The sequence below is a fragment of the Amnibacterium flavum genome (assembly GCF_003097495.1).
In the GTDB taxonomy this organism is placed as follows: Bacteria; Actinomycetota; Actinomycetes; order Actinomycetales; family Microbacteriaceae; genus Naasia; species Naasia flava.
In genome coordinates, this window is record NZ_QEOP01000002.1 from 223988 (window position 1) to 241151 (window position 17164).

Genomic DNA, 17164 nt, shown 5'->3' on the forward strand with positions numbered 1-17164 from the left:
AGCCGGTTACTCGCGCAAAAGGGCCCGCGCGGGGTGCCGGAAGCGGTGAGCGGCCGCCGGAAGGCGAGCCCCGAAGGTGGTGGGACTCGCGTTCCGGCGACCCGGGTTATCGTCGCGCCATCGCGGGTCGACGACGGAACGCGACGAGCATGAGGCCGAGGGCGAGCAGGGCTGCCCCGCCGGCGGTGAGTCCCGACGTGTCGACGCCGGTGCTGGCGAGCTCACCAGCAGGAGTCGTGCCGGCCGGTGCCGTTTCGACGGTGTAGCTCGCCGACGCGTCGGGAGCGGTGCCGTTGCTGACCGTGACCGTGAAGGTCGACGATCCCGGTGTGGTCGGCGTGCCGGTGATGGCACCGGTGGTCGAATCGAGGGAGAGTCCGGGGGGAAGCGATCCGCTCGTCACCGTGTAGGTGAAGCCGGGCGTTCCGTCGGCCGTGATCGTGAAGACGTAATCGACGCCCGCGATGGCAGCGACCGGCGTGCCCGAGGTGATCGTCGGGGCGATCGTTGTCACCGGTTCGACTCCCTGGGCGCATCCTGTCGGCACCGTGATGTCGGTATTGATCAGGGTCACCGCGTCTTTGGCGAGCAGCCGGCCGGCGACAGTGCTGTCCGATTCGGTGCTGATCGAAACCCCGGCCAGGATCGTGCCGACGAAGTCGGCGCTCGTGTCGAGGGAGGCGGAGCTGCCGACCTGCCAGAAGACGTTGCAGGCACTGGCTCCGTTGATGAGGAGCACTTGGGTATCCGACCCGATTGTCAACGAGCTGGAGGCCTGGAACACCCACACCGACTCTGCAGACCCGTCGAGGGTCACCGTTCCGTTGTTGGGAAGGAGGAGCGCTCCTCCGGAGTAGACGCCAGGTGTCAGGACTCGACCCACGATGTTGGCCAGGCCGGATTCGGTGGGAGAGAGGCTGGCAGCGACCAACGAGGCGTTGGTCAGATCCAGCTGCGCCTGCGCGGCCACCGAGTCGGTGTAGTGAGTAGTGCCGGACGTCTGGGTCCCGGTGAACCCGGTTGCGGCAGTGGCCGGGGCGGGGCTCAGCCCGAGGTCTCCGGCGATGGTCGACGCGCCCGTGTTCGTGATAGCGCTGCCACCGAGCACCGCGAAGGTCTCGGCGTCGCCGAGGTTCACCGGCCCGCTGATAGCCGTGTCGGCCTGTGCAGCGCCCGCTGAGGAGAGCGACAGCCCTGCCACAGCAAGAGCAGCGACGGCGCTGAGAGCAGCGCGGCGATGAAGAATCGAATTGGTCATAGTCAGTTCCCCCGAACTGGCTGAGAGGGGCTTAGGGAACCAGTGCGTTCAGAACCATCGACCTCTGTGTGTTCCCGGTCTATCAGGCCTTTTGTCGTTCGCCTAAGTTTCCGGGCCTACTGGGGGTTAAGCCTCGGTGGGAGATTCGGCCTGATCGGCCCTCAGCTCAGCGACTCGATCAACGACTTCAGGTCGCCGAGCAGGCGCCCCCGATCGCTCTCGGAGAGGGAGGAGATCATCCGCTGCTCGACCCGAGCCACCGCTCGGCTGGCCTCGACGACGAGGCTCTGGCCGGCCGGGGTGAGCTCCGCCGGTCGGGCGCGCCCCTGCGCGACGGTGTCGGCGCGCGCGACCAGCCCGCGCTCCTGGAGGCCGCGGAGCACCTCGTTCATCGACTGCCGGGTGACGAAGGCGCCCCGGGCGAGCTCGGCGTTGGAGGTTCCCGGATTCTGTCGCAGCAGTTCGAGACACGAGTACTGGGACACGGTCAGACCCAGTGGGCGCAGTTCGGAGTCCATGGCGACGTTCTCCGCCGTTGCCGCCTGCTTCAGCGTGTACCCGATCGACCGGTCCAGCGGTCCGACCATCCGTTCTTGACTCATGTCAGTATCCTGACACATAATGCATGTAAGGAACCTGACATATTTGGTTCACAATTGGATGGAGCACCTCATGACCGTCACCGGACTCGACTTCCTTGCCCTGCAGGTCACCGACCTCGAGCGCGCAGCCGCCTTCTACGAGGACAGGCTGGGGCTGCGCCGTGCCGCGTTCAGCCCGCCCCACGCCGTCGTCTTCGACACCACGCCCGCCTTCGCCGTGCGGGAGCCAATGCCCGGATTCGATCCCGCCGCCGTCGGTCCGTGGGCGGGAGCGGGTGTCGTTCTCTGGTTGCAGAGCGACGCGACCCAGGAGCTGCACGACTCCCTCGCCGATGGGGGAGTGGAGATCGTCACCGCTCCGACGCCGGGCCCGTTCGGCCTGATGTTCGCCTTCCGCGACCCCGACGGCTACGTCATCACGATCCACGACCAGGTCTGACCATGCGCCGCCACACGACTGTCATCGAGACGCGCGGGCCCTGGTCGCTCACGACGAGCCGGACCTTCTGGGAGGGATTCACCCCAGCTGCCCTGGCATCTCGGGCCGACGAGGCGCTCCGCACCGTCTTCGTCGCCGAGGCGGACTGGCGCGCAGTCGAGGCCGTCGTCACGCAGGACGGTGACTCGACGCGCATCGAGGTCGATGGCGAAGGGGATCTCGATGCCGCGGCCGAGCAGGTCGCGCGGTTCCTCGCACTCGATATCGACGCCACCGGATGGCCGGAGGTGGGGGAGCGCGACCCGGTCATCGCCGCCGCACAGGCCGAGCTGCCCGGCTTGCGTCCGTGCGGTTTCCACTCGCCCTACGAGGCAGCGGCGTGGGCGGTGCTGTCTCAGCGCATCCGGATCGTCCAGGCGGCGAAACTGCGGTCCGAGCTGACCGCCGGGTTCGGCGAGAACGGAGCGTTCCCCGGGCCCGAGGCGCTGCTCGCCGCGACTCCTGAGCTTCCGGGGCGCAAGACGGAGTACCTGCACGCCGTCGCCGAGGCGGCGCTCGACGGCCTGCTCGATGCGACGGCGTTGCGGTCCGTTCCGCCGGAGGAGGCCATCGAACGCGTGCAGCAGGTAAAGGGTCTCGGACCGTTCGCCGCTGAGCTGGTCGTCATCCGCGGCGCGAACGCTCCCGATGCTCTGCCGACCCACGAGGGTCGACTCGACGCGGAGGTGGTCGAGCAGTACGGCGAGGGTCGCAGCCTCGCCGACATCTCGGAGGCGTGGCGGCCCTTCCGATCGTGGGCCGCCGTGCATCTGCGCGCGTTGCGCGAGGCGCGCACTCACGAGATCGAAGGGCATCAGCGGTCGAGCCGGTCCTGATCTCGGCCGGGTCGTAGTGTCTGTGGACAATTCGGGCGAGGCGGCTCGTCCGCGCTCGACACTGACGGGATGTCGAGTCCTGTTCAGACGATCACCGACCTGGTCCGGCAGCGCGTTCTGCGCGACGGTGTGGACCTCTCCGCCGATGCCGAACTGGCGAACCAGTACGTCCGCGACGAGGTGCGCCGGTACGGCGAACGCGCACTGACCGGGAGCGATCCGCTGCTCGCCGACGACCTGGCCGCGCATCGCCAGGTGCTCGCCGCGGTCAACGGATTCGGTCCGCTGCAGCCGCTGCTCGACGACCCGACCGTCGAAGAGTTGTGGATCAACGGTCCGAGCCGCATCTTCGCGGCGCGCGGCGGCATCCCCGAACTCACCTCGATCGTGCTCAGCGACGACGAGATCCGAGCGCTCGTGGAGCGGATGCTCGCGGGAACCGGGCGCCGCGTGGATCATTCCTCCCCGTTCGTCGACGCGTCGCTGCCCGACGGGTCGCGACTGCACGTGGTGATCCCCGACGTCACCCGCAAGCACTGGGCGGTGAACATCCGCAAGTTCGGACGCGGCATCCGGGACCTCGGTCAGCTCGTCGAGGCGGGCTCGCTCGGGCGGGATGCCGCCGAGTTCCTGCGGATGGGCGTCCTCGCCGGCTGCAACATCCTCGTCTCGGGAGCGACCCAAGCCGGCAAGACCACGATGCTCGGGGCCCTGCTCGCGGCCGCACGTCCGGGCGAGCGCGTAGTGACCGTCGAGGAGACGTTCGAGCTCGACCTCCGCTCCCGCGATGTCGTCGCGATGCAGTGCCGTCAGCCCAGCCTCGAAGGCACCGGCGAGGTGACGCTGCGGCGGCTGGTGAAGGAGGCGCTGCGCATGCGGCCCGACCGTCTCGTCGTCGGCGAAGTGCGCGAGGCGGAATCGCTGGACCTCCTCATCGCGCTCAGCAGCGGGATCCCGGGGGCCTGCAGCATCCATGCCGGCACAGCCCGCGAGGCCCTCGTCAAGCTGTGCACGCTTCCGCTGCTCGCCGGCCGCAACATCGATGGCGCGTTCGTCGTGCCGACGGTCGCCGCGAGCATCGACATCGTCGTCCACTGCGCGATGACCCGTGGCGGCGAGCGTCGGGTGATGGAGATCATCGCTCCCACCGGTCGGATCGACGGGTCGGTGATCGAGGCGAGCGTGCTGTTCGCACGGGACTCGACCGGGCTGAGGGCGACGGGCAGTCACCCGGAGAAGCTGGGCAAGTTCGAAGCGGCAGGCCTCGACCCCGCTCATGTGCTGGGTCGTGCCGCGTGATCTTCCTGCTCGGTATCGCCCTCGCCGCAGGGCTCCTGCTCACGGCATCGCCGTGGCTGTGGCCGCGCACGGGGGCGACGATGGAGAGACCCATCGCGCGCCCGGGTCGGATCCGCCTGCTGCTCGATGCCGCCGGCTTGCCCCGCCTCCCGACCTCGATGTTCGTCGCCGCGTCGGTCGTCGTCGGCGCACTCGCGGGGGCGGTCCTGCTCGTGGTCACCGCCATCCCGGCGGCAGCGGCGCTCGCCGCGGTCGGTGCGGGCTTCGTTCCGGCGTTGGTCCTCCAGTCCCGCCGCTCCAGAGCGGTGAAGGCCGGTCGTCTTGCCTGGCCCGACGTTCTCGACCACCTCGTCGGGTCGGTGCGGTCGGGGGTCGCGATGCCGGAGGCGGTCGCCCAGCTCGCAACGGTCGGGCCGCCCGCGCTTCGTCCGGCGTTCTCGGCATTCGCACGGAGCTACGCCGTGACGGGCAGCTTCGGCATCAGCGTCGACGAGTTGAAGCATCTGCTCGCCGACCCGGTCGCCGACCGCATCATCGAGACGCTGCGCATGGCCCGCGAGGTCGGCGGCACCGAACTGACCACGGTGCTGCGGGGACTCGCCGCCAACCTCCGCGCCGAGGGGGCGATGCGGGCCGAACTCGAGGCGCGCCAGTCCTGGGTCTCCAACGCGGCGAAACTGGGTGTCGCCGCACCGTGGATCGTGCTCGTTCTTCTCTCCACGCGCCCCGAGGCCTCGACTGCCTACTCGTCCCCGACGGGTGTCGCGTTGATCGTGGTCGGCGCCGTCGTCACCGTTGTCGCCTATCGGGTGATGCGGGCGTTGGGTCGTCTGCCCGATGAGCAGCGGTGGTTCGCGTGAGCAGCGTGCACCTCGGCTGGGCGATCCTGCTCGGCACCTCTCTCGGAATCGGCATCTGGATACTGGTCGGTCGCCTTCCCGCATTCGCCCGTCCGCGGCTCGCGGCCCGTCTGGCACCCCAGCTCGTCGACCTGTCCGATGAGGCGCGGCGCATCGTCGATCGCAGCACCGCGGATCCGGGAGCGCTGATCGGCTTCCTGGCTCCGCTTGCCCACAGGGGCAGGGCGGCTATCGAGTCGGTTCTCGGCGGACGCGACACGATTGCGCTGAGGCTGCGGTGTGCCCGCTCGTTGTCGAGTGTCGAGCACTATCGAGGCCAGCAGTTGCTGGCGATCGTGATCGGGGCGGCGATCGGCGCCGCGGCGTCGGTCATGGTGCTCGCGGCCGGAGCGACCTCACCGGTTGTGCTGGTGATGCCGGTGACCGGGGCGGTCGGCGGCCTCGTGCTCCGAGACCAGCTGCTCGCGAGATCGGCGAACCGCAGGAGCCTGCGGATCTCGCAGGAGCTTCCGACGGTGCTCGAGTTCATGACGTTGAGCCTCGCCGCGGGCGAGGGAATCCACGACGCACTGCGCCGCGTCGGTTCGATCGGGACGGGGGAGTTGGCGAGCGAGTTCCGCGGCGTCACGGCCGAGGTGGCGACGGGCGTTCCCCTAGCCGCGTCGCTGGACAGGTTGTCGCGGGAGCTCCGGATCCCTCCGCTCAGCCGCGCGCTGGATCAGCTCGTCGCCGCACTCGACCGGGGCGCGCCGCTGGCCGAGGTGCTCAGGGCTCAGGCTCAGGACTGCCGGGAGCAGTCACGACGCGATCTTCTCGAGCTCGCGGGTCGCAAGGAGGTCGTCATGCTCGTACCGCTGGTGTTCCTCATCCTTCCGTTCACGGTTGCATTGGCTGTGTTCCCCGGATTAGTCGTCCTCCAGACCGGGTTCTAGCTCAGCCGACGGTGGTGATCGCCACCCGGCTGCGTCTTCGGGCGGCTCTTCGGCGCGCCCAGCGCACCACGAAGAAGGCCGCCACCAGCAATCCGACGAGCACGACGATGACGAGCGCCGGCAGCAGGATCGCAGACGCGACGAGCCCCACGCTGGCGACGTCCTCCGAGACGCTGAGCGCTGGGGCTCCGATCCCGGCGAGTGCCGTGTTCGCCGCGACCCGAAGGGCAGCTTTGGCAAGGTGGACGACGAGCGCGATGACGACGCCGACGACGATGGGCACCCAGCTCCCCGACTCGAAGAACGCACCCGGATCGCTGATCGCCGCGGTCTGAGCGGCCGTTCCCGACCCGAACACGATCCCACCCGACGCCGGCCGGACCACGGTCTGCACGATGTCGTTGACACTGTCGAGCGCGGGCACCTTGTCGGCGACGAACTCGATGACGAGAAGGACTCCGATGATCCCGAGAACCCATTCGTTCTCGAGCCACGCCCAACCGGATGGGAGCACGACGAGGTCGGTGAACCTGCCGAGCAGCCCGAGCGCGATCAGCGGGATGTAGGCGTTGAGGCCCGCCGCGGCCGCAAGACCGGTTCCCGCGAGCGCTTCGAGCATGCCTGCCATCCTCCCCGATGAACCTCCGATCCGCGAGGGAGAGCGGACCTGTGGATAGATCCGGCGACGCTGTTCGGTCGATGGCGAAGATGCAGGAATGACAAGGCGACTCTGGGAAACGATCCGCGCGAAGGTGGCATCGGATCGAGGCGACGTGCCCGGCTGGGTTCTCATCACGCTGATGACCGCCGGGCCCGACTTTACTCGGTAAGCCTCTCGACGTACTCCTCGAGGTCCGTCCGGCGCACCCGGCGCGACTGCCCGATCTTGACGGAGCGGATCTCGCCGGCGGTGAGGAGCTCGTAGAACTTTGAGCGGCTGATCCGGAGGAGCGATGCGGCCTCGGCCGGGGTGTAGAGGAGCGGCCTCTCGCTAGTCACCGCTCGGTCGCTGGTTGAGCGGCGCCGAGCGCAGCTTCGCGAATCCATCTAGCGACGGGGAGCGCGGCACGATCCGCCGCTTCGATGACGAGGGCATCCTCGGCCGCGGAGAACCGGACGTTTCGGACGCGGTCGCGAGGTTCGTCGGTTGGCGGCCTACCTCTGCCTCTTGCATCGGACACGCGCTCAGCATATCGACCCTTGACAGTATTTAAAAGGTATTGTTTTATTCAGAAGGGATCGCACGGGGCGGCCAACGGGAGGAACGGCAATGGACATCAAGGGAATCAAGCGGACGGCCCAGCTGACGGGGGTTGGAGTCGACGAAGTGCTCGCCGCCGCGGGGCGCCTCATCGCTGCGGGATCGGGGCGTGGACGCTGGGTCCGCGTCGGCGGCTGGAGCCTCTACGCCGACGGGTCACTCGGGCGTTGGATCCCGAAGACCGGCGAGGTCATCTGACCCCGAAACGACGAAAGGCCCCCACTCTCGCGAAGCGGCGAGGGCGGGGGCCTTTGCGTTTGAGTCACCGAGGCGATGCTCTGCCGTCCGCTATCGGCCGCTGGATGTCGGTGCGGGCGGGTAGGGCGACCAATTATGGGGTCCGGGCGCCGCGAAAGTCAGGTTTGGGGCTCGGCGTGTCGCGGGTCGATCCGTGAGGCCCCACGGCTACCGTTAACGGCGTCTGACCCCGATACGACAAATCCCGTTCCACAGAGGAACGGGATAGCCGGGGGTTGCGAGTCGTGGTTTCTCAGGACGGCGGCTCGCTCCCTTGGTCACCGAGTACACCTAGCGATGGATATAAACGATGACAGGTAGACACTCTAGTTACGACACGCCGAGAATCAATCCCGGATCGGTCAAGACCAATTTAGCGGGCGTTGCGGCGCCGCAACGGGATTGCGACACGTCGGCGTGTCCGAATCGACACAAACGTCGAGTCGAGTGGTATGCGACGTCGACCAAAGTCCTCGTCCTTCTCGGGAGGGCAAGCGGCGTAGCTTACGTGCTCATTCGCCTGATTCAGGACCTTCAGTAGGCGGCGTGTCGTTTTCGAGGAGGTTCTCGTTGGATGGTCCGGCGAGAGCCTCCTCGACTCGCGCGAGGCGCGCCTCGTGATTTTGCATGACCGGCAGGAGGGCGACTGCGAGGCGCTCGAAGCGGACGCCCACCGGGATTCTGTCGGCGTCGTACGAGACGAGCCAGTGCAAGCCGAGGTCATGGACCTCCTCCGCGATGAGGCCCCACTCGATGTCCGCGTCCTCTCCCAGTTCCTCAACGGCCTGGATGTAGCGGAACGTCACGAGGCGCAGCGCGAGCACGGCGTCGAGAGGGGCGGTCGCTGACGCTATGTCCTGTTTGAAGCGCCGCGAGCTCGCGACGTGACCGAGGCGCCCGTCGACTGTCGTGGCGTATGTGGCGTAATAGGAACTCGTCAGGAGGGTCGTCGGGACCGTCGGCGCACGCAGTGCGCCGACGACGGATAGGTCGCCGCTCGCGCTGACGTTGCCGGGTGCGATGTTGCCCGGGCTCGAGACCTTCGAGTCGATCTCCGTCTTCGTGTATGAGTTCGCGGAGATTGCCTCTGAGACGGTGGCCGTGATGTTCGCAAGGGCCCGCTGAACCTGATCGACGAGTCCTGCGATGGACGTGCCGGTCGGCTTCTCGAGGTCTCGAAGCCGCCGGTTGACCTCCCTGAACATATCGATAATCGGCGCCATGCCATCGCCGCGAGGTGTGGGATTTCCCATGATTTGAGACTCCTTCGGTGTCACTACGTCGGGGACGCGGGCTTATGTGGTCATGCCAGCAGCGGCGCGAGCGAACTCGCGCCCGAACTTCCGGCCGACGACCCGGGGGTCCTCGTCGCGAAGTTCGATGTTGTTGATCACCTGAGGCGCGCGGTCGCCAGCGTGGAACGCCGCGGCCAGGCGGTCCATGCTGGCGTCGGAGAGGGCGCCCACGCCGCCGGGAGTGATTTCCGGCGAGCGAGGGGCGGCCGGCATCGTCGGGATGAGAGCGGCCGACGCCCGCTCGACGAGCGGTGCGCCGTCCTCGAGGCCGAGGGCCATTCCCTTGGCGCTGTTGAGACCCATGCCAAACATCAGGCGTGAGGGAGAGTGAATCCCTAGAAAAGTCGTCACGCCCTTCACGGCGTCCCTGATGGGGTCAAGAACTGCGCGGGCCACCGCGGATGCCATGCTCCGGGCGCCGTCGATGAAGCCCTGAATCGTGTTCCGACCGATGTCGTAAAGCTGCTGACCGAATGCCGTCACAGTGCGGACGGCGTTGCCGACGCCGGATCCGAGGCTGAGGAAAAACCCAACGGTTGCGGAGATGGCTTCGCCGAGGCTTCCCGTCAAGTTGGAGATCTTCCCAACGAACTGCTCGGCTGACGTGTCGCCAGCCAGGAACGACATAAGCGCTCCGACTTCCGTAAAGAAGCTCCCGGTGCTGGCGGCGGCATCGATCATGAGCGGCGCGAGGGTAATCAATGCGGTCGTGATCGGCGGGATCGCTTCAATGGCGAGACGGATCAGTTCGGGGATTAGCGGAACGACAGCGTCGATTAGTTCGAGGAACGCCGGAACAGACGCGGCGATACCGCTGGCGAGTTGAGGGCCTGCCGTGGCCACAATCTGATTCAGGACGGGGACAAGCTTGTCGTTCGCCAGCGTTGCCAACTGGGTCATCACGGGAAGAAGGGCGGTCCCCAACGTGGTCTGCGCTTCCGTGAACGACGCGGCGAGGATCCGTTGCTGGTTTGCCAGCCCACCGGACGTGCGCTCAAAGTCGCCTTGGACATCCGTCGTCTGAGCGAAGATTGCGGCCTGGGCGGCTAGAACGCGTTGCTGTTGAGTGAGGGCGTCGGTGCCGTCGTAGATGCCGAGCTCCATCGCCTGCGCTCGTAGGGTCGCGTCGTCGAGGAGGATGCCGAACTGCCGCAGCGGTTCGGCCTCTCCGCGGAGGCCGGCGGCGAGCGCTTCGGTGGCGGTCGCCGTGTCGACGTTGAAGAACGACGAAATATCGGTCGCGAGCCCCGAAAGATGTGTCGAGAAGTTGAAGAGGTCGGATCCGGCGAGACCCGCCGCCTTGCCGTAAACCCCGAAGGTCTGAGCACCCGCCAAGGCGGCCTGTTGCGTTTGACCGAGCTCGGTGGCCCCGCGGCTGGCCCACTGCTCTAGAAGAGATGCGCTCTCAGCGCCGAAAACCTGGCCGATTGCGGCTTTAGTCTCCGCGAGGTTGCCAGCTAGGTCGACGCCAACCCTGGCGTAGTCAAAACCTGTGCTCACGGCGTCGCCGATGAGGTTTCCGATGCCGAGTGCAGCGATCGCCCCGGCTAGGGGCGCGGCAAACTTGCCGATTCCGGCGACAAGGCTCCCGCCCAGCCTCTTGCTGCCGTCGTCGCCGGCGCCGTCAAAGGCGGGGCTTGTTTCTTTTCCGAGGGCACTGGCGAATCCCTTCGCCGAGGGAATGATCGTCAGGGTCGCGTAACCGACATTCGACATATGGGGCCTTTCGGGAGGCCCCGCCAGGCGCGCGAGTGCACGCCAAAGAGCCCGGCCTCGGGTGAGGACGGGCTCTGCGCGGGTGGGGGCGGGGGGTTAGGAGTGGGAGATGAGGTCGCGGAACGCGGCGTCGACGGCCTCGCGTTCAGCACGGGGGAGCCGCTCGGGAGGAATCGTGCGAGCGATGTACTCGCCCGCAGCTACCCCCATCGATGTCGCAAACTCGGCGATCGCGTCGTTCGCGGGCTGGATCGTAAGGAACCGCCTTAGCGAAGCAGGCGCGAGAATCCGTGCGTAAAGCTGATCCGGCCGCCGGAACGCCGCCGCCTGGAAGGTGGGGATGTCGGCTGCCGTTTCAGGTAGCTCGAGGCCCGGAACCCAGTCGGCGGGCTCGCGGACGTGGAAGGTCTCGCCCCAGGCTTCGAACTCGACGGGGTAGCCGTTGATCGGCGGGGGATTCGATTCCCCCAAGTGGCGTGCGGCTAGGGAGACAAGCAGCACGAAGGAAATTTCGAACACGGAGGCGCTCCTCAGAGATGGCTCTGACAAATGCCAGACGGATTGTTCAGGCGCTTTGCGCGACGTGCTTTGCGGCTACCCATCACGGATATGAGGGCGGGCGTGGGCCGTTTGGCCGAGATTGGGGCGAAATAGCCCCCTTGCCGTCGGTAATCTCAGGCGGTCGCGGCAGGAGAATAGCCTGATCAGCCGGTCGAAAGGCTTCAGCGGAGCATGCGAAAAACAGATAGTCATGCGCATCGACCGGGAGACGCTATGCCCAACCGGACTTCTAGGAGAGGGGGGAGGGGAGGGGGGTGCCAGGGAGTCCTTCCCCCGCGGGGTGATCGCTAGGCTCCGTGCATGGCCGACAAGCGCGGCCGCACCAGACGCGGGCGGCTCATTCGACGACTTATCATCGCGGTGGCGATTGTGGTTGCGATCGTGATTGCCGTGATCGTCGTAGCTCCCGAAGTTCCGGGCTACCGGATGACTCTCGACGGAGCCGCGCTACTCGCCACGCTCTATCCGATCGGCGTACTCGCCGCGATCGTCGACGTCCGTGCGATCACTCGAGAGCCCCGGGTGCGAGTTCGCAAGTCCATAAAGAAGGTCGGCTTCGCCCTATACAGCAGGCCCTCTGCGGGAATGATCGCCGTCCTGTCGCTGCCCGCATTTATGTCTGTATGGCCTCTTGCGAACGCTGTTGCGACGGGCGTGGCACCGAAGGGGTGGCTGGTGGCTTTCGTCGGTCTCTCTGGAACGCTCCTGCTTGGCAGTCTCTCCGCCTTCGTGATTGAGCTCGTGTGGCTCGCCTTCAAGGCGGACGTGTCCGCAGATGGTGCGACGACGCCACCGCCCAAACGGCCGCCTAACCCTCCGAACGGTGGGCGACGAGGGAGGAAGAAGCGCTAGGCCGACTCTCTGGTCGGCGAGTAAGCCGTCCTATGCTGGCGATCGTGTTCGATCCCATCTCTACAGTCATCGCTGTCGCCGCTGTACTCATCTCCTGGCGGGCGTACGTACTGACCAAGCGTGCCCCCCGAGAGGCGCGGCAGGCCACGCTGCGGGATCAGCTACGGGCGGTACTGGAGCCAGCGCTCGAGGAACTGAATGAGCACCTCTCGGAAATCGAGAGAGGACACGATGTAGGCGAAAGCTGGGCTGCTGTCACCGCCGCGGACAAACTCCTGGGAAGCATAGGATCCCGTCAGACTGACCCATTGCCGATGCAGGCTTTCCATTCGCAAACGCAGTCAGGTCTGGGGCTCGCGGAGGCCCAGTGGTCGAGCGCGCGTCACTCGCAATGGGCGTTCTCGGTAATGGCGGCGGACCTGGCCGACTGGGAGCGAAAGGATGCGAGCGGCCCCGCATTGAAAGAGGGAATCGCGCAAGGGCGCACGGAACTCGAGCGGTTGCGACGTGAGAGGGACGCTGCAATCTCTCGACTGTCGTCGGCATTGAAAACGGCTATAGCCAGAGTGGAGAAAGAGATCCAAGTGCTGGACAAGGCTGACGTGCGCGGACGCTAGTCCCTTTTCCGGTCACGTATTCGCCAGAGAATACGGATCGGGCGGCGCCTGGGTGCTCCTCGGCAGGGCGGTTCCGCGTTGCCCGTGCGCTGCGAGCGGCGTGTCCCTCTGCGCTTGACTTACGAGCGTGGCAAAAGGCGCAAAGGGCCTGGAGGTTGGCGAGTCGGTGATCGTCGCCCGCGACGATGTGATCGACCTGATTCGCCGGGGCGCCGCATCGCCCGCCCGTGGAGAAGACAGCCTGGCAGCGATAGCCGTCTCGGCGGAGGACGACGAGACGAAGACCTTGCCAGTTCGGGGGCAGGCGGTCGCGCCGATCTGAGTTCGCCCAGCCCACTAGCTCGCCGCGGAGGACATGAACGATGTCGTCGATCTGCCCTCGCCGACGTTGGCGCACCTGACGGGCTGACGACGCCGGGGCCGTGGCGTCGCGCGGCCGTCAATCAGGGCGTCCGCCTCGCGGCGGCGAGTGTGTCGGGAACGCGTAGGATCGCCCTCACGGCGACACATCTTGACGACGGGCCGATTCGGGCGGGCGGGTAACCAGGCGCCGCAACCTCCGGCACACGCAACGACATAGCCACTCTGCGGAGCCGTCGGCGGGCCTTGAACGGCAGAGTGCTGGGCCCGCTCGAGGATCTGCTCGGTGACTCGCTCCCGAATGTGCAGGCGGCGAGCCAGCGGCGACAGCTCCCTCCAATCAGCCGAACTGTGTGGCGCGCGGATACCCGCCGGGGTCAGGGCTGCGGAGCGGGCAGAGGAGAACTGAATCGTGGTCGATAACGCCCGCTCGATGCGGCGAGCGAGGGCGGGGCTGATGTCGTTGGTCACTGGTGTCCTTTTGGGGGTGTGCCCCGCCCGGGCGCGGACCGAGCGGGGCAAGCTGGAGTGTTTAGCGCGAGAGCGCGCGCTCGAGTCCGCGACGCACGTAAGCGAGGTAGTCCGCCGTCTTCGTCAGGGCGTCCTCACCGGCCATGACGGACGCGCGCAGCGCGAGCCGGCGGCTGTCGATGACGGTGGACCCGGTCGGGTCGGAATGCTCGCCCTTCGAGCGCTCGGTCGTGTCCTCGCGTGGCTTCGGCGAGTGCGAGGGCATCCACTGGGCGTCCTCAGCGGTGGCGAGCGAGGCGGCGAGCCGGAAGGCCTCTTCCGCAGCGAGCCGAAGAGACGGGGGAAGTTCTGTCGACATGGTGTTCCTCTCAGAATCCCGCGGAGCGCGCCGAACGTCGGGCGATGCGTTGAGTTGCTTCGGGAAGGTTTTCGATGGCGAGCATCGGGATCGGATCGGACTGTTCGTCGGCGCCGAAGCCTTCCGCTCGGAGGTGGACGACGTTCTCGCCGCCCATCTCCGCCGGCCGGACGATCGGGGCGTCAGGTTCCGCGGTCACGGGATCGACACCGCCTCGGACTCGCGACGCTGCCGTTCGGCTTCGATGTACTGCTCAACGGTCATCCCGCGCCTCTCGGCTGCGCGCTCGACGATCAGGCGAGCGGCGGGCCGAAGGTGGACTTGGTCGGTCATCGCCGGGCCTCCCTAACGATGCGGTCCAGGAAGGCGTCCTCGGCCTGGCGCGCCTCGTAGCTGGCTCGGAGCTCGTTGGCGGTCAGGGGAGCGGTACCGCGCTCGGCGGCGTCGTCCCGGGCACTGCCCCCCGTGCCTTTCGCGAGTTCCTCGGCGGTCATGGCGGCCACCTCCGAAACCGCTTTCGCTACGCGGTCGTCGGTCACAGGATCACCTCTGAGCCGTTGATCGCAAGCTGAGGCTCGGACCGAGAGCGCTGCCCCATCTCTTGCCGGATGCGTTCTTCCTTCGAGACGATCTCGACCCGGTCGCCGTACGCGTCGACTCGGTAGACCTTCACAGGGCCACCGGCGGCCGCGGAGGCCTCCTCCTGTGATGCGCCCTCGGCCAGCGCGCGCAGGTATGAGGTGTGCCGGTCGAGGCTGGCGAGGTGTGAGCGGGCGCCAGTTACGGATGTGTCCGCGGCGTTCAGGACCGTTGTCCAATTGCCGCCCTGGGGCCGGATGGTGCGGAACTCGACGTCTCGAGTCTCGAGAACGTCGACGAGCTCGACGATCAGTCGAGCCGCTTTCTCGTGAGACGCGAGGACATGACTGGCGACCGCTGCGCGACGGGTGTCGGCGTTGATTCCGGTCAGGAAAGCCTGGATGTATGCGTCGCGTGAAGCGAGAGCCTCATGGACGGCGCCGTCGAGGTCGAACTCCGCCGCCCGGATGCGATCCCGGGCGAGCTCTACGATCGCGAGCGGAACGTCGGGCCGCGGTACGTGCTGCCGTGTGTGGGACCACTCGCCCTCACCGCCGGCCCACATCATGAGTGGCTCCAGATCTCGCCGCGCACGGGCGACTGCCTCACGGAACGGGGCCGTGTCTTCGACCTTCTGCTGCCAGGCCGTGTGCGCCTCGCGTGCGCCTGGGATTCGATCGATCAGCCACGGGCTGGCGGTCATAGCGAGCTGGGCGTCTTTGGTGCCCTGGTCGTGTGTGAGCAAGGGTGGGGCTCCTTCTGGGTCAGCGGCGGAACCGGGCGTCCCGGTCCGCGAAGGGGGTGGTGTGGGGCGAGGGCCTAGACGGCGCGACGAACGGGTAGCGGGGTGACGCGGGCGCCGACCTCGGTTGCGGTCGAAGCGAGCCGCTCGCGCTGCGAGAGGAGCCTCGAGGCGATCGATCCGCGGGTCTCCGAGACGAGCTTGTCGACGACGGCCTCGAAGACGAGCTCGGAGAAGTCGGCTTGGTTCTGAGGTACGGGCATTGCTTCCTCCTGCTGAATGGCATCGGTTTGGATCTGTCGATTGAGGTCGTGGGGCTCGGTGACTTCGTCGAACGCCGAGCCCAGCTCGAAGGCGGCCTCGGAGTACGGTCCCGGCGAGTAAAAGTCGACGCCGTTAGAGCGTCGTCGCGCGCCGAGGACGGCGTCGGCCGCGGCGTAGAAGATGCGGGGCCCGGGAACAAAGAAGGGCGGGCCGTCGTCGACGATTAGCTCGCCGGCGGCGGCGAGTTCGCCGATCCCTCGCCGTGCGGCGTCATAGAGCACGCCAGCGAGGACGCGCCTACCGGGATCTGGCCAGTCGTCCCAGTCATCGCGGAGCCAAGCCACGGCGCTCGCGTAACCGTGTGCCCGTTCCCGCTTCCGCTGAGCTCGCTTGTAGTCGGCCCACGTCACCGTAGGGCGCGCGGCCGGCGCAGTGCGGGGCGCTCGGTAGGCGGGGAGCATTCGTTCGCGCGGGTGCGCGGCGCGCGCCGTTGCTTCGGCGAGGCGCTGCGCAAGACGCCCCGGTTGCTCCCGCGCGATTCGGGCGACGGAAGTGAGCGCGCCGGTCGAGTCCTCGGAGATGGGGATGGAGAGCGTGCGAATCTCGCCGGCTAGCCGGGCAACGAATTCGTCGACGTCTACTCCGATAGGCGGTTCGCCTCGAGACCCGAGGAGGGCGGGGCTGCCGTCGGGCATCCGGACGGCGTCGCCGAGGGATGCGAGCGCGGGGACGATCAGGTGCTGGGCGAGCGGTCGAGGGCCGGGAAGCCAGAGGGTAGAGGTGTCGTCGCCGCCGAACTGGTCGTCGACGAAGATACGGTCAGGGCGCTCGAGGGGCGAGTCCGAGAGGAGGCCCCGACGGAGGTGTATCGCGGCGTGGGAAAGGTGAGGGGGAAGCAATGGCTGTGTGGCTCCAGCGTTTGGGAGTGCGGGAAGCCGTCCAAAGTGACGAAGTCATTCCGTACTCTGTTTCCTTGCTAGAGCGAGCCACCACTAGAGCAAGTAATAGAGAAGAGAGTGACTTCGTCACTTTGGACGGTTTCCCGCACTGTCGGGAAGGGGCTACGCGACGCTCATCGTCGGCGCGCGGAGGATCTCGGCGGCGTCCGCCTCCACCTCGGCGAGTAGACGGGCGTCTCGCTGACGGAGGAGCGCAGCCACAACCTCGGCGTGACGAGCCCTAGCGGCGACTCTCTCCCGGGTAGCGGCGGCGCGGTGCGCGTCGGTGCAGTAGAGAGCGTCGGCGCGGCGCGCAGAGAAGGGAGTGACGCAGTACGCGCAGTATGAGGTGGATGCAGACATGCAGTCCCTTCGGTCAAGGCGAACGTTCGGATCGAAGGAAAAAGGGGGAAGGCGCCGCCCCTCGCGATGAAGGGGAAGCGCCTTCCAGAGCCCCACACCTGGAGCGACCCGCATAGCGAGAACGTCCCGAAAAGGCGTTCTCTTTCCTCTGAGATAGGAGAGGGCCAGGTTTACGCTGAATGGGGTACGAATTCGCCTGTTTAGGGGTACATGGTTCGCGTTCGTTACGCGATCGAAATTCGAGCTTCTTCCTACTCAGGAGAGGGCCGGGGATGCCCCGGATGC

The 17164-nt window shown here is 67.2% G+C and carries 25 protein-coding genes; 9 read left to right on the plus strand and 16 right to left on the minus strand.

What is annotated here, in order from left to right; genetic code table 11:
- Nucleotides 1-106: 106 nt before the first annotated feature.
- Nucleotides 107-1258: an ice-binding family protein gene (locus DDQ50_RS08625; protein ID WP_116756354.1), complete on the minus strand. Its 1152-nt coding sequence runs from the start codon at nucleotides 1256-1258 to the stop codon at nucleotides 107-109.
- A gap of 161 nt (nucleotides 1259-1419) precedes the next feature.
- The gene (locus DDQ50_RS08630) at nucleotides 1420-1860 is read right to left on the minus strand and encodes a MarR family winged helix-turn-helix transcriptional regulator (RefSeq protein ID WP_116756355.1); all 441 of its coding nucleotides are present in this window, start codon (nucleotides 1858-1860) and stop codon (nucleotides 1420-1422) included.
- Nucleotides 1861-1930: 70 nt separating this feature from the next.
- Between DDQ50_RS08630 and DDQ50_RS08635 the strand changes: the two genes are divergently transcribed.
- The 5 genes from DDQ50_RS08635 (at nucleotide 1931) to DDQ50_RS08655 (ending at nucleotide 6265) form a co-directional block, all read left to right on the plus strand.
- Nucleotides 1931-2299, plus strand: a complete 369-nt coding sequence (locus tag DDQ50_RS08635) for a VOC family protein (RefSeq protein WP_116757365.1) — start codon at nucleotides 1931-1933, stop codon at nucleotides 2297-2299.
- 2 nt (nucleotides 2300-2301) lie between these two features.
- Nucleotides 2302-3174, plus strand: coding sequence for a DNA-3-methyladenine glycosylase family protein (locus DDQ50_RS08640; RefSeq protein WP_116756356.1), 873 nt, complete (start codon nucleotides 2302-2304; stop codon nucleotides 3172-3174).
- Between the two features lie 69 nt (nucleotides 3175-3243).
- The gene (locus DDQ50_RS08645) at nucleotides 3244-4473 is read left to right on the plus strand and encodes a TadA family conjugal transfer-associated ATPase (RefSeq protein ID WP_116756357.1); all 1230 of its coding nucleotides are present in this window, start codon (nucleotides 3244-3246) and stop codon (nucleotides 4471-4473) included.
- Nucleotides 4470-5333, plus strand: coding sequence for a type II secretion system F family protein (locus DDQ50_RS08650; RefSeq protein ID WP_116756358.1), 864 nt, complete (start codon nucleotides 4470-4472; stop codon nucleotides 5331-5333). Before DDQ50_RS08645 ends, DDQ50_RS08650 begins: the two co-directional genes overlap by 4 nt.
- Nucleotides 5330-6265 (plus strand): type II secretion system F family protein, encoded by a 936-nt coding sequence (locus DDQ50_RS08655; protein WP_116757366.1) that lies wholly within the window; start codon nucleotides 5330-5332, stop codon nucleotides 6263-6265. The genes DDQ50_RS08650 and DDQ50_RS08655 overlap by 4 nt, the downstream gene beginning before the upstream one ends.
- Before the next feature lies 1 nt (nucleotide 6266).
- Here DDQ50_RS08655 and DDQ50_RS08660 read toward each other — a convergent pair whose 3' ends face one another.
- The 3 genes from DDQ50_RS08660 to DDQ50_RS17670 form a co-directional block, all read right to left on the minus strand.
- Entirely contained in the window at nucleotides 6267-6884 is a 618-nt protein-coding gene (locus tag DDQ50_RS08660; protein ID WP_116756359.1) for a DUF4126 domain-containing protein, read from the minus strand.
- A gap of 200 nt (nucleotides 6885-7084) precedes the next feature.
- On the minus strand, nucleotides 7085-7264 hold the full coding sequence (locus DDQ50_RS08665) for a helix-turn-helix domain-containing protein (RefSeq protein ID WP_240614315.1): 180 nt from the start codon (nucleotides 7262-7264) through the stop codon (nucleotides 7085-7087).
- Entirely contained in the window at nucleotides 7261-7446 is a 186-nt protein-coding gene (locus DDQ50_RS17670) for a plasmid mobilization protein (protein ID WP_377940269.1), read from the minus strand. Before DDQ50_RS17670 ends, DDQ50_RS08665 begins: the two co-directional genes overlap by 4 nt.
- 89 nt (nucleotides 7447-7535) lie before the next feature.
- Here DDQ50_RS17670 and DDQ50_RS08670 point away from each other — a divergent pair, with 89 nt between their 5' ends.
- The gene (locus tag DDQ50_RS08670; RefSeq protein ID WP_116756361.1) at nucleotides 7536-7724 is read left to right on the plus strand and encodes a hypothetical protein; all 189 of its coding nucleotides are present in this window, start codon (nucleotides 7536-7538) and stop codon (nucleotides 7722-7724) included.
- Between the two features lie 551 nt (nucleotides 7725-8275).
- Here the strand turns inward: DDQ50_RS08670 and DDQ50_RS08675 are convergent.
- From DDQ50_RS08675 to DDQ50_RS08685, 3 genes are all read right to left on the minus strand, one after another.
- On the minus strand, nucleotides 8276-9016 hold the full coding sequence (locus DDQ50_RS08675; protein WP_116756362.1) for a tail fiber domain-containing protein: 741 nt from the start codon (nucleotides 9014-9016) through the stop codon (nucleotides 8276-8278).
- A 42-nt stretch (nucleotides 9017-9058) separates the two neighbouring features.
- Complete coding sequence (locus DDQ50_RS08680) at nucleotides 9059-10774, minus strand: phage tail protein (RefSeq protein ID WP_116756363.1); 1716 nt, start codon at nucleotides 10772-10774, stop codon at nucleotides 9059-9061.
- 96 nt (nucleotides 10775-10870) lie between these two features.
- Nucleotides 10871-11275 (minus strand): hypothetical protein, encoded by a 405-nt coding sequence (locus tag DDQ50_RS08685; RefSeq protein WP_133245944.1) that lies wholly within the window; start codon nucleotides 11273-11275, stop codon nucleotides 10871-10873.
- 360 nt (nucleotides 11276-11635) lie between these two features.
- Between DDQ50_RS08685 and DDQ50_RS08690 the strand changes: the two genes are divergently transcribed.
- Both DDQ50_RS08690 and DDQ50_RS17050 read left to right on the plus strand, forming a co-directional pair.
- Complete coding sequence (locus DDQ50_RS08690; protein ID WP_133245945.1) at nucleotides 11636-12187, plus strand: hypothetical protein; 552 nt, start codon at nucleotides 11636-11638, stop codon at nucleotides 12185-12187.
- A gap of 44 nt (nucleotides 12188-12231) precedes the next feature.
- Nucleotides 12232-12804 (plus strand): hypothetical protein, encoded by a 573-nt coding sequence (locus tag DDQ50_RS17050; protein WP_133245946.1) that lies wholly within the window; start codon nucleotides 12232-12234, stop codon nucleotides 12802-12804.
- Here DDQ50_RS17050 and DDQ50_RS17675 read toward each other — a convergent pair.
- A complete protein-coding gene (locus DDQ50_RS17675) occupies nucleotides 12743-12991 on the minus strand; it encodes a hypothetical protein (RefSeq protein ID WP_377940306.1) in 249 nt (82 codons plus the stop codon). The genes DDQ50_RS17050 and DDQ50_RS17675 overlap by 62 nt on opposite strands.
- On the opposite strand from DDQ50_RS17675, the gene DDQ50_RS17490 reads away from it, so the two are divergent.
- The gene (locus tag DDQ50_RS17490) at nucleotides 12932-13126 is read left to right on the plus strand and encodes a hypothetical protein (protein WP_240614316.1); all 195 of its coding nucleotides are present in this window, start codon (nucleotides 12932-12934) and stop codon (nucleotides 13124-13126) included. The genes DDQ50_RS17675 and DDQ50_RS17490 overlap by 60 nt on opposite strands.
- A 570-nt stretch (nucleotides 13127-13696) precedes the next feature.
- Here the strand turns inward: DDQ50_RS17490 and DDQ50_RS08700 are convergent.
- The 7 genes from DDQ50_RS08700 to DDQ50_RS08725 form a co-directional block, all read right to left on the minus strand.
- A complete protein-coding gene (locus DDQ50_RS08700) occupies nucleotides 13697-13993 on the minus strand; it encodes a DUF7169 domain-containing protein (RefSeq protein WP_116756367.1) in 297 nt (98 codons plus the stop codon).
- A 10-nt stretch (nucleotides 13994-14003) separates the two neighbouring features.
- Nucleotides 14004-14192, minus strand: a complete 189-nt coding sequence (locus tag DDQ50_RS08705; RefSeq protein WP_116756368.1) for a hypothetical protein — start codon at nucleotides 14190-14192, stop codon at nucleotides 14004-14006.
- Nucleotides 14189-14326, minus strand: coding sequence for a hypothetical protein (locus DDQ50_RS17250; RefSeq protein WP_165829754.1), 138 nt, complete (start codon nucleotides 14324-14326; stop codon nucleotides 14189-14191). The genes DDQ50_RS08705 and DDQ50_RS17250 overlap by 4 nt, the downstream gene beginning before the upstream one ends.
- A complete protein-coding gene (locus DDQ50_RS08710; RefSeq protein ID WP_116756369.1) occupies nucleotides 14323-14532 on the minus strand; it encodes a hypothetical protein in 210 nt (69 codons plus the stop codon). The genes DDQ50_RS17250 and DDQ50_RS08710 overlap by 4 nt, the downstream gene beginning before the upstream one ends.
- Nucleotides 14529-15317 (minus strand): hypothetical protein, encoded by a 789-nt coding sequence (locus tag DDQ50_RS08715; RefSeq protein WP_116756370.1) that lies wholly within the window; start codon nucleotides 15315-15317, stop codon nucleotides 14529-14531. Before DDQ50_RS08715 ends, DDQ50_RS08710 begins: the two co-directional genes overlap by 4 nt.
- A gap of 74 nt (nucleotides 15318-15391) precedes the next feature.
- Entirely contained in the window at nucleotides 15392-15922 is a 531-nt protein-coding gene (locus DDQ50_RS17255) for a hypothetical protein (protein ID WP_165829755.1), read from the minus strand.
- A gap of 717 nt (nucleotides 15923-16639) precedes the next feature.
- Nucleotides 16640-16879, minus strand: a complete 240-nt coding sequence (locus DDQ50_RS08725; RefSeq protein WP_116756371.1) for a hypothetical protein — start codon at nucleotides 16877-16879, stop codon at nucleotides 16640-16642.
- Between the last annotated feature and the right edge of the window lie 285 nt (nucleotides 16880-17164).

Bases quoted from the DNA above. Each gene is read 5' to 3' on its own strand.
- DDQ50_RS08645 (WP_116756357.1), top strand. From the start codon at position 3,244: ATGTCGAGTCCTGTTCAGACGATCACCGACCTGGTCCGGCAGCGCGTT.
- DDQ50_RS08640 (WP_116756356.1), top strand. From the start codon at position 2,302: ATGCGCCGCCACACGACTGTCATCGAGACGCGCGGGCCCTGGTCGCTC.
- DDQ50_RS08630 (WP_116756355.1), bottom strand. From the start codon at position 1,860: ATGAGTCAAGAACGGATGGTCGGACCGCTGGACCGGTCGATCGGGTAC.
- DDQ50_RS08690 (WP_133245945.1), top strand. From the start codon at position 11,636: ATGGCCGACAAGCGCGGCCGCACCAGACGCGGGCGGCTCATTCGACGA.
- DDQ50_RS08625 (WP_116756354.1), bottom strand. From the start codon at position 1,258: ATGACCAATTCGATTCTTCATCGCCGCGCTGCTCTCAGCGCCGTCGCT.
- DDQ50_RS08680 (WP_116756363.1), bottom strand. From the start codon at position 10,774: ATGTCGAATGTCGGTTACGCGACCCTGACGATCATTCCCTCGGCGAAG.
- DDQ50_RS08670 (WP_116756361.1), top strand. From the start codon at position 7,536: ATGGACATCAAGGGAATCAAGCGGACGGCCCAGCTGACGGGGGTTGGA.
- DDQ50_RS08725 (WP_116756371.1), bottom strand. From the start codon at position 16,879: ATGTCTGCATCCACCTCATACTGCGCGTACTGCGTCACTCCCTTCTCT.
- DDQ50_RS08700 (WP_116756367.1), bottom strand. From the start codon at position 13,993: ATGTCGACAGAACTTCCCCCGTCTCTTCGGCTCGCTGCGGAAGAGGCC.
- DDQ50_RS08660 (WP_116756359.1), bottom strand. From the start codon at position 6,884: ATGCTCGAAGCGCTCGCGGGAACCGGTCTTGCGGCCGCGGCGGGCCTC.
- DDQ50_RS08635 (WP_116757365.1), top strand. From the start codon at position 1,931: ATGACCGTCACCGGACTCGACTTCCTTGCCCTGCAGGTCACCGACCTC.
- DDQ50_RS08675 (WP_116756362.1), bottom strand. From the start codon at position 9,016: ATGGGAAATCCCACACCTCGCGGCGATGGCATGGCGCCGATTATCGAT.
- DDQ50_RS17250 (WP_165829754.1), bottom strand. From the start codon at position 14,326: ATGACCGACCAAGTCCACCTTCGGCCCGCCGCTCGCCTGATCGTCGAG.